This window comes from uncultured Corynebacterium sp. (assembly GCF_945649885.1).
In the GTDB taxonomy this organism is placed as follows: Bacteria; Actinomycetota; Actinomycetes; order Mycobacteriales; family Mycobacteriaceae; genus Corynebacterium.
Genome location: NZ_CALZFS010000115.1, coordinates 1 through 9,257, shown reverse-complemented (window position 1 = coordinate 9,257; position 9,257 = coordinate 1). Strand labels below are relative to the sequence as shown.

Below are 9,257 nucleotides of genomic sequence, written 5' to 3'. Positions count from 1 at the left end.
TGTTTCCCTGGGGGTGGTGGTTGTCCGGGTGGTGGTCGTCGGAGTACTCGTTGGTGTGAATGACGCCACCTCTTCACTCTTGGCTTTCACAAAAACGTTGTAGTCCCAAGATTCACCGTCATTATCGCCGGTGGGCAGGGTGATCAGGAAGTCAACGATCACCGGGGGATCCATTCCCATCACAGGCACCGGCGTTTCAGAGACCAGGTACAACCCGATCGGAAGGCCGGCGAAGAAGGCTTCCCCAGCCGCATTGGTCACTGCCGTGACGTCATGGGTGAAGCCCCGTTCCTGTGCTTCCGGAACAGTGATCTCCCGGGCGGCTGCCCATCCGGCTTCAGTGGTGAGGTTGATACCCTGGACCTGCTTGAGAGTGAAGGTGACCCCTTCAATCACGGGCTCCGTACCATCATCATAGGGATTCCCGGGGGGTTTGATGATGGTCAGATCCACTGTGCGGCTCTGGTCAATATCAGCAATGGCCTGGGAATTCACCATGCCGATGACGGTTTGGGCACTTCCCGTCGTCATGGGAATTCCCAGTGAGAGGACGGCAGCAGCTACCATCGCCACAACTATTCTCGGGGTTTTCAAGATCGTATTCACAGTGACTCCTCCTGGTCATCAGTGCTGAGGTTGCTCTCGGACTTCCTCACCATGCGAGACGCCCAGAGGGCAAGAAGCAAGATGGTGATAATGGCAGCAGCTGCGATGGCATACATCCACCACTGCCACTTGAGGTCCACGCCGTCGACAAGTACCTTCTCAGCAGCAAGGTCCATCTCAACGCGGTGCCCGGTCACCAGAATGCGGTGGGTGTTGATCCCATACGGGGTGCAGGTGATGAGGGTGACCAGGTCCTCACCTGCCACCGGGTGCAGGTTCTCCGCCTGATCCGGAAGCACGGTATCGATGTTGTGAACTTCATACTTGAACCTTTCCCCCGCGGTGGAGAGATAGAAGACATCCCCCACCACGACGTCATCCAGGTTGTCGAACAAGGTTGCCTGCGAGAGTCCGGTATGTGCGGTCAACATGGAATGGGAACCTTCACCCCCGACAGGCAGTGCACTTCCATAAAGATGTCCGACCCCCTGCTGCAGGGTCTCATCCGAGGTTCCATGGAAGATCGGAAGGTCCACATCAATTGATGGGATGACCAGGCGACTCATTGCCTGCTGATAGTTCAATTCCGCGAGATAGCGTTGGTATTGCTCATTGTCCACCGATACCCGCGAGAGCCAGGGATCCAGGATCGGGCCACCGATCTCAGTCTCGTTATACTGCCGGGCAGCATCAATATGTCCCTGGAGGGTTGCCGGGTCCGTCTGCTGGTTCAGGTCTTCATATTCTCGACTGGCGGTGATCTGTTTGTTGTTATTCCACTGGGTGGCCACAACCGGATAGAGCAGAACTCCCAGTCCGATGGCGATGATGAGAACAGGAATGAGTACACGTGCCCACACAGGGGCTGTTCGGCCTCGCTGTTCTGCTTGTGTTGAGGTGCTCATGATACTCATTCCTATGTACTTCAGTGTTTATCTGGCTGTTTATATAAAGTTGTGACCAGGATTTTTACGACCCTGGGGGTTTGTGTCTCAGGGGAACTGTAGAAAGTTCCCCTGAGGGGTGGCGATGTTCTCCACCGCCAGGCTCTCCAGATTGCTCCGGAAAGTTTGAAACTTGGTTATGCGCGGTTCATGCGACGTGCAGCCCAGGCGCCGGCTGCGACGATCAGTCCGCCGAGAGCTGCGAGGATGCCGACACCCGTACCGCCGGTCAGTGGCAGTTCAGGCGAGACAGTAGCAACATTCTCAATCTTTGCGCGCACTGTCACCGCATCAGTGCCGTCATCGGTTTTCGCAACATCCGCACGGGTGAAGTCAATCGCTATTGGATTCGGGAGGAGTTCATAACCATCAGGGGCTTCGGTCTCCACCAGGCAGTACTTCTGTGTTGGATCGATAACCTCTTCGCCATCTTCGAAGTCCGTGACATGGAGCGCATTGATGGTGAAGGTGCCCTGATCATTAGTGGTCCAGACGCTGGCTCCACCAACACTCAGTGGACCGCCCACGAGAGTGTCCTGGTCAGTACAGACATAGAGCTGGAATTTTGCTCCCGCGAGCAGCGTGCTCGGAGTGCCCTCCTCGTACTTCAGTACCTGAAGCTTGCCGTAGTAGCTCTCCACCTCATTGGAGTCGGTTTCCGTGTCACCACCGCCACCACCATTATTGGTGATTGTGGTGGCTTCATTCACGATGACCGAGGTATCCCCCATCGCCAGTACTTCAGAGGTGAGGGTGGTGACAACCTTCTCACTGGAGTGCGCTGTCAAAGTACTAAGTCCAGCTGGGGTGAATACGACCGCAACTTCAAGGGTCCCTGGAACAATGGTGAGGGTGTAATCGGTTCCCTCCACAAAGGCAGTTCCACCACTCAGTTCAACTGTCACTCCAGGTGCGCCGAAACGTCCCTCATCCAGGTCATCACGAACCTCATACTTGGAGATGACGGTGGTTTGGCCCGGACGTGCCACGACTGCAGGAATGTCAGAGGTGATGGTGTAGACGATGTTGTCGCCTACATTCTGCCCTGCATCCTCGACCTCCTTGATGGCTTCATTCTTGGAGTTCTTCGGATAGACGTGGACATTGTAATTCCACGCGGTGGTGTCTTCCGGATTAGTCATCGGAATAAAGACGATGGAATCAGCAGCCGGGCTATAACCCGCTGGCGCTCCAGTCTCACGAAGCAAGTAGACACCCACTGGAAGTCCAGGGAACGTGATGTTTCCGGCTCCATTGGTGGTGCCGGCGGCTGTAGCAACGTTACTGACAAGGCCCTGAGTCTTCGCACTTGTCGCAGTGAGCGCGGCTGCCTCATTAAAGCCTGCATTGGTGCTGAGGTCCGCAGTTACCTTGTACAGGGTGAATTCTGCACCTGCAAGTGGGTCACCAGGAGCGTTCTGGTTATCGTTACCAGTCGGTTCAATCGGAGTTTGTCCATCAATATCCTTCTTGTGGATTGTGATCGAACCGGTGGCATTGAAATCAATGTTGGAGACTGTTACCGGATCAGCATGTGCGATGCTGGCACCGATGGTTCCGGTCGCCAGTGCCACGCCGAGAGCTGTAGCTGCCGCGATGGTCCGGATGCTGGATCGAGATGAGATGGTCATGAGAAGTCCTTCGAGTTGAAGCGCAGTTTGTTCAGAAGTTCCTGCGCTGCCGATGAGTGATGTGCGGTGGTGCCGGGGAATGGTGGCTGAGGGGGAATTGATTATGTGGGTCTGGATCTGTCGGTTTTCGTCGCTGATAGAGTTCAGCGACTCCCGGATCAGAGGAACCGGCTCTGGATCGGAAGAGAAGTGCAGTGTTCATGTCCTACTTCGCCCCTGATCTGCGGATTGCGCTGAAGCCAAGTGCGAGGATCATGCCTGCCAACACGGCATAAGGTGCAATGCCAGGGCCACCTGCTGCCGGTAAGTCTCCAGCCGTGGTGTCAGCTACCAGGATGGTCAGATCCTTTTCAACTCGGACAACATGTTGTTGTTCATCAGGATTGATCAGACGAAGGGAGAATTCTCCGTTGGTCAGTTCCATTTCGAAGCCGATCGGTGTTGGCAGGAGGCTGTAGCCCTCCGGAGACTTCACCTCAACCAGGTAGTAGAAGCCTGAGTTCAGTTCCTCTGCTGCGAATCTGGTCTCACTTCCATCGGCATAATCAAGTTCTGCAATCAAGATGTCTCCGAGACCGATCGGTTCTCCTGAGTCATTAAGTTCAGCTGCATGCAGTGCAAATTTTGCGCCGGGGAGTGCAGTTTTGTTGTGGTCTTCCTTGACAATGGTCACCAATGCCTTGGGCTGTTCGATGATGGGGATACAGGCAATGTTGTTGCTATTTCCATCAGCGTCTTTGTCTATGATGACCTGGTTGTGTACGCCACCGGAGAAACCACCATCGATGCCCCGTCCACATACGCCGAGTTCATTCCATTCCTCCGCGGTGTCTGCTTTCACCTTCACGGGGACCGTGATGGTGAAGACCCCTGTGGAGCCCGCTGGCAGGTAGACGCTGTCAGCGATGGTGATCTCTGCTTCCGGGATAAACTCTGCCTGTTGGATCAGATTCACCACGCCGGCTGCTACCGCATTATTGTCACTGGAGAAAGTGACGGTGACGTTTCGATTGGCAACCACCTTGTCGGTGAGTCTCACTTTTTCGATGATTTCGGCACTGGTGATATCAAGATCGCCAGTTGAACCACCGTCGTTGCTGACGGTAATGGTGTAGACAAGTTCTGCTTCACCATTGGCATCTGCCTGGACGGCCTCACCTGGGTGAGGGCCCTTCTCAACAGCTACCTTGCGCTGAATAAGTGGAATACAGGCAGTGTTGTTTTCTGGACCGTCAAAGTCATTTTCCATGGTCACTTGATTCGGTACACCACCGCGGTAGGCACCATCATCACCAGAGTCCACACACTGGCTGAGTGATTCCCACTCATCCTGGGTGCCTGCGGTCACCCTGGCGCGAACCATGATGGTGAAGACACCCGTGGAGTTAGCGGGGAGAGTGACATTGTCTGCGATCTTGATGCTGGCACCAGCGGTGAAATCACCTGCCGGGATTGATGCGACAAGCCCAGTGGCGGTTGCTCCGTTTGTGCCGAGGAAGGATACCTGGATGTCTGATTGAGGAGAAACAGTGCCGGGAATCTGCACCGATTCGAAGACCGGTCCAGAATCAGCGTCGATCTGCCCGGTGGAACCACCATCATTGGTGACTGTCACCGCGTAGACGAGATCAGCCAAACCATCTAATGATACCTCTACGGCGTCACCCGGACTTGGGGCCTTTTCTGCCGATACCTGCTGTTGCACAATCGGAATGCAGGCAATGTTGTTTTCTGGACCGTCATGGTCTTCAAGTTCCATGATGACTTCATTGGCAACACCACCGAGATAGGTGCCGTTCGCAGCCTTACAGTTAGCGAGCTGCTGCCATTCCTGTTCGCTTGCCTCGACCAAGACCGGGACCTTAATGGTGAAGGTGGCCTGTGTGCCAGCAGGAAGCATCAGGTTATTGGCGATCGGGATCTGCGCACCAGTGACAAACTGTCCAGATGGGATTGTGCTCACCACTCCATCTGTAACCACACCGGTATCTGAGGTGAATTCAATCGTGATGTCATCACGCGCAGTGGCATACGTCGGGAGCAGGACAGATTCCCAGATGATTCCGGTCTCAGCATTGGCAGCACCAGTCGTCCCCCCCCCGGCGGCGTTACTCACCTTGACGGTGTAGACCAATTCAGCCTCACCAGCAGCATTCGCAGCTACAGCTGGGCCGGGGCGGGGGCTCTTCTCGATGGCTGCACTTGTCTCCAGCTCACGGTTCTGAACAACGCAGTAAGTGGTGTGGCCGGCTTCCACCTCAGCGGTGAAACCTGTATCTCCTGAGTTGATGACAGAAATATTCTGCCAGCCTGTTGCAGTATCTGGGTTGAGGCCAGACCCAATTCGGCAGGTGGCATTCGTACCATTTTGTTGGAAAAGTTGGAATCCTTCCTCAACGGTTGCAGCAATCCGGATGTCTCCAATTGTGGTCGGGGAATCAGTTTCCAAACCGACTACCGGAGTTCGTCCATTAGCATCGGCCGTGGTGACCACTTTGCTTACTGGATTTCCATCCGAGAACTCAAAGCTCGATGAAAGATCAGACATGGTGAATTCCCAACCACCAGCCAGATATTCAGGCGCGCCATTGGGAATGACATTGCCATTGGCATCCACGATCTGCTTTTCCACCACAACTCGAGACTCACAGGAGACCAGAATCGAGTTGATCAGGGTTTCCAGCTGCAGGTAGTTATCTACCACCAGGTAATTTGAATCAATTCGCTGAAGCATCTGCTGGCCAGACTGCCTATGGTCTTCATTGCCATTGGTGTTGTGGTAAACAATCTGGTTATTTGTCTGCAGTCCTACAGCCACCGGAGCAACATACATGCCTTGGGCCTTCAAAGCATTGGATGCTTTAATTGCCTCATTGATATCTGAGAAATGCGTACGGTATCCCGGATCACTATTAGCAGAGGTCTGGCTATTGCCACCGTCATAGCTGTCGTTGGCAGTCGGCACACCATCGGTGATGAAGTAGACGATGTCATAGGGCTTGTTTACTTCATCGACTCGTTTGAGTGCCCCCTCCCAGTTGGTTCCGCCCACATTAGTGTTGACAGGCGTACTCAGCCCGTTGACGTGGTTTTTTGCAGCCTGGACCTGTTCAGGGGTGGTCAATTCCACCCAAGGCCGGTTGGTCGTTCCCGTGGAGGGAGCACGGGTTGAGAAGGTGAAGATTCCCACCGCACCACCGGAGCCTCCCACTGCATCAATGATGGCGTTAGTCGCATTCTTCGTGGGCTGGACGCCGTTGGCATCTTTAACTGAGTTGGACAGGTCCAGCACAACGGCGACGTTCACACCACAACGTTGTGGCAGCGGTGGGTTCGGAGCGGTCGGGGTGAGATCCCTGAGCGCCATAGGCATCAGGAAGTTACCCGGGGCCTCAGGCATCTCCATAGGTGGGTTTGGGCCATCAACTTGCAGTTGTTCCAGAACAGCAGGGTCATCAGGATGTAGGCCAAGGTGTACATCCAACACATCACCCAATTCCCCGGTGCTGGGAGTTTCAATAGCCGACTGATCCTCAACAACAGGGGATTCCGCTTCAGGGAAATCTTCCTCTTCTGGCAATGGAGTTCTGAAATCATCATCTGGCTGATCAACAACAGAGTTGAGATCATCCAGCGAAGTGACGAGATTATCCAGGGTGCTGTCATCGGAGTCAGTTTCCTCAGACATGTACGTGGCTCCCGGGGAGTGAGCTTCAGGATCGATGGATTCGATAGGTTCATCGAAGCTAATCGAACTGGATTCAAGACCAGCGGCGGTGGCGAGACCGAATCCGCTTATCAGTACCAGCGCGATGATGGTCAGGAGCGCAATGATCACGCTGCTGGGCGCGGTACGGAATGCCGAATCTCGGGCTCCTCGCCTTCTGCTGTGTTGTGACATCTATTTTCCTCACTACGTCGTACCGACTACCACTGAGCCAGCACGGGCAAGCTCCGTTTCGTATTTGATACGTATTCGTAACATGGGAGAATTATGCTGAACAAGCATCGTGAACTGCACTTATGTTTTTCTCAACTTTGGAAAACTAATAATTAATCTTCTATATCTCCTGTCGCTGGCTGAAATTCTTAAAATTCAGAAAGCCCGTGAGAAATAAGAATCCCCTCACATGGTGTGAGGGGTGACGGTGGCAAAATTGCACCAAGATGACCGTTAGCAGATTGTCGTCCACCCCCCCTTCTCGCCCCCCACTGAATGGAATCAGCTCGATTTCCCCACGGGAAACCTGTGCCCCACATAGGCATATCGCATGCCTTTTGACTAAGTTTCATGCCAGAAAGCTAAGCAATTCAAACCACCGGAAAACCACGACCACCCCCACAAGGGGCTGTTTTCTCAGAATAGGAAGTTGAAGATTTGATGATTTAACGTTGATAAATTTCGGGAACTTCAAGGCCCCGGGCAGCAAAATCCAATAATCTCACCGCTCACCATGCCGGAAAATGCCCCTTGAACCTCGAATTTTACGAAATCGGGGACCTTATCTTGTCATTTCCCTGAAATGTTTAGCGACAATAATAAGTCAATCTTTAGAGCTATCCCCATTGATGGATTGCCAAGTATTTGCATTTATAAAAATTCTTGATAAGGGAAATGTCCGAACAGGCCTCCCATTCGACCTAAAACGCCTTGACATCTGACCCCTCCCCATCCCAGACCACCCTGCAAACTGAGAAACAGACACATTCAAAGATCTTTACTGGCCTCACACCATCACTACCCCCGCGGCCTCTCCAAACCCTTAGTTCAGCAGCCTTTCCCCAGGGTTCACCTCACCCACTACACTCATGAGAATGAACTCAACTGGGGCTTATGAAGCTATCGCCGATCAGCATTCTCCGGCATCGGAGTCTCCAGAGTCCCTGGAAATAAGAGACACACAGGACACTTCCCAGGAGGCTGAAGCACAGAACGACCGGGAAGCACAGGACAAGGCGCGTCGTGATGCGCAGGAGCAGGCCCGCAGGGAAGCCGTTGAGGCCGCACCCTTTGTCGCTGTCACCATCCAGTCCAGTGGCATCCACCCATCCACTTCAAGGATGGTGACCATTGACCTGGTCACCCTGACCTCGGAGAACATTCCCGTGGAGACCTTCCATGCGGTGTTGGATTCTGGAACGGATCCCGGACCTTTCCACCTGCACGGTGTGCATAAGGAGGAGTTCCGGAATGCCAAGAAATTCAGCCAGATTCTGAAAAGCCTGGACAGGTTGATCGATGGGCGCACGCTCATCGTCCATAATGCTCCACGTCTCTGGGGTTTCATTGTCTCGGAAGCCAAGCGGGCCATGAATGATGCGGCACGGACCAACCGGAGCAACAACAGGAATAACAGGAGGGGCGGGCGGGGTCGTCGTCGGCAGCGGGTCGGGCATATTCCGCGACCGGAATTGATCGTCGATACGCTCTCCTCGGCACGCCGGCAGGGCGTGGTCCTGGACGATGTGCGGGTACGGGGCGTCGCCAAGACCGTTGGTCTGGCCGCGCCGGAGGCCAAGGCTTCTGTCGAGCGCGCGCAGACTGCCCACCGGGAACTCAGCCGCGAGGAAACCCTGCTGGTTGCACAGCTATACTTCACCATGCGTAACAACGGGCCCCTGGCGGAGCTGACCCCGGAGGAACTGCGTGCTGACAAGTTCGGCCTGCAACGTTCCCATGTGCGGGTCCAGGCTCAGGAAGCACCCCGCAGACTCCTCAACCCCGGCGCCTATGAGCCCGGAAAATCACTGATCGCCGGCATGGAGGTGGTGGTGGCTCCCGAAATTGAGATGGACCCCAACATCATCATCCAGGCCACCGTTGACACCGGCCTGGCCTATTCGGAGAAACTCACCCGCCAGACCTCCGTGGTGGTGTGTAATCAGACCCGCGATATCGACGGCAAGGCCATGCACGCCCAGCGCAAGGGCATCCCACTGCTCTCGGATGTGGCCTTCATGCGGCAGGTGGAGCGGGTCAAGACCGGCCGGAAGGACCCAAAGACCTCCTAGTCCGTGGCGTTGCGTATATGGCGCCGATGTTTTCACTAGACTAAAATGTCATGAAGCTTTCACT

5 protein-coding genes are annotated in these 9,257 nt (G+C 54.5%); 1 reads left to right on the top strand and 4 read right to left on the bottom strand.

Annotated features, from left to right (window positions below):
* The 4 genes from Q0M74_RS11265 to Q0M74_RS11250 form a co-directional block, all read right to left on the bottom strand.
* Positions 1-606: SpaH/EbpB family LPXTG-anchored major pilin (locus Q0M74_RS11265; RefSeq protein WP_293954490.1), on the bottom strand; the 606-nt coding region annotated here is incomplete at its 3' end.
* Positions 603-1,511, bottom strand: a complete 909-nt coding sequence (locus Q0M74_RS11260) for a class C sortase (RefSeq protein WP_293954488.1) — start codon at positions 1,509-1,511, stop codon at positions 603-605. The genes Q0M74_RS11265 and Q0M74_RS11260, both read right to left, overlap by 4 nt.
* A gap of 176 nt (positions 1,512-1,687) precedes the next feature.
* The gene (locus tag Q0M74_RS11255; protein WP_293954486.1) at positions 1,688-3,181 is read right to left on the bottom strand and encodes a SpaH/EbpB family LPXTG-anchored major pilin; all 1,494 of its coding nucleotides are present in this window, start codon (positions 3,179-3,181) and stop codon (positions 1,688-1,690) included.
* Positions 3,182-3,386: 205 nt separating this feature from the next.
* The gene (locus tag Q0M74_RS11250) at positions 3,387-7,082 is read right to left on the bottom strand and encodes a VWA domain-containing protein (protein WP_293954483.1); all 3,696 of its coding nucleotides are present in this window, start codon (positions 7,080-7,082) and stop codon (positions 3,387-3,389) included.
* A 914-nt stretch (positions 7,083-7,996) separates the two neighbouring features.
* On the opposite strand from Q0M74_RS11250, the gene Q0M74_RS11245 reads away from it, so the two are divergent.
* Positions 7,997-9,193, top strand: coding sequence for a DNA polymerase III subunit epsilon (locus tag Q0M74_RS11245; protein ID WP_293954481.1), 1,197 nt, complete (start codon positions 7,997-7,999; stop codon positions 9,191-9,193).
* Positions 9,194-9,257: the final 64 nt, after the last annotated feature.

Bases quoted from the DNA above. Each gene is read 5' to 3' on its own strand.
- Q0M74_RS11260 (WP_293954488.1), bottom strand. From the start codon at position 1,511: ATGAGCACCTCAACACAAGCAGAACAGCGAGGCCGAACAGCCCCTGTG.
- Q0M74_RS11255 (WP_293954486.1), bottom strand. From the start codon at position 3,181: ATGACCATCTCATCTCGATCCAGCATCCGGACCATCGCGGCAGCTACA.
- Q0M74_RS11250 (WP_293954483.1), bottom strand. From the start codon at position 7,082: ATGTCACAACACAGCAGAAGGCGAGGAGCCCGAGATTCGGCATTCCGT.
- Q0M74_RS11245 (WP_293954481.1), top strand. From the start codon at position 7,997: ATGAACTCAACTGGGGCTTATGAAGCTATCGCCGATCAGCATTCTCCG.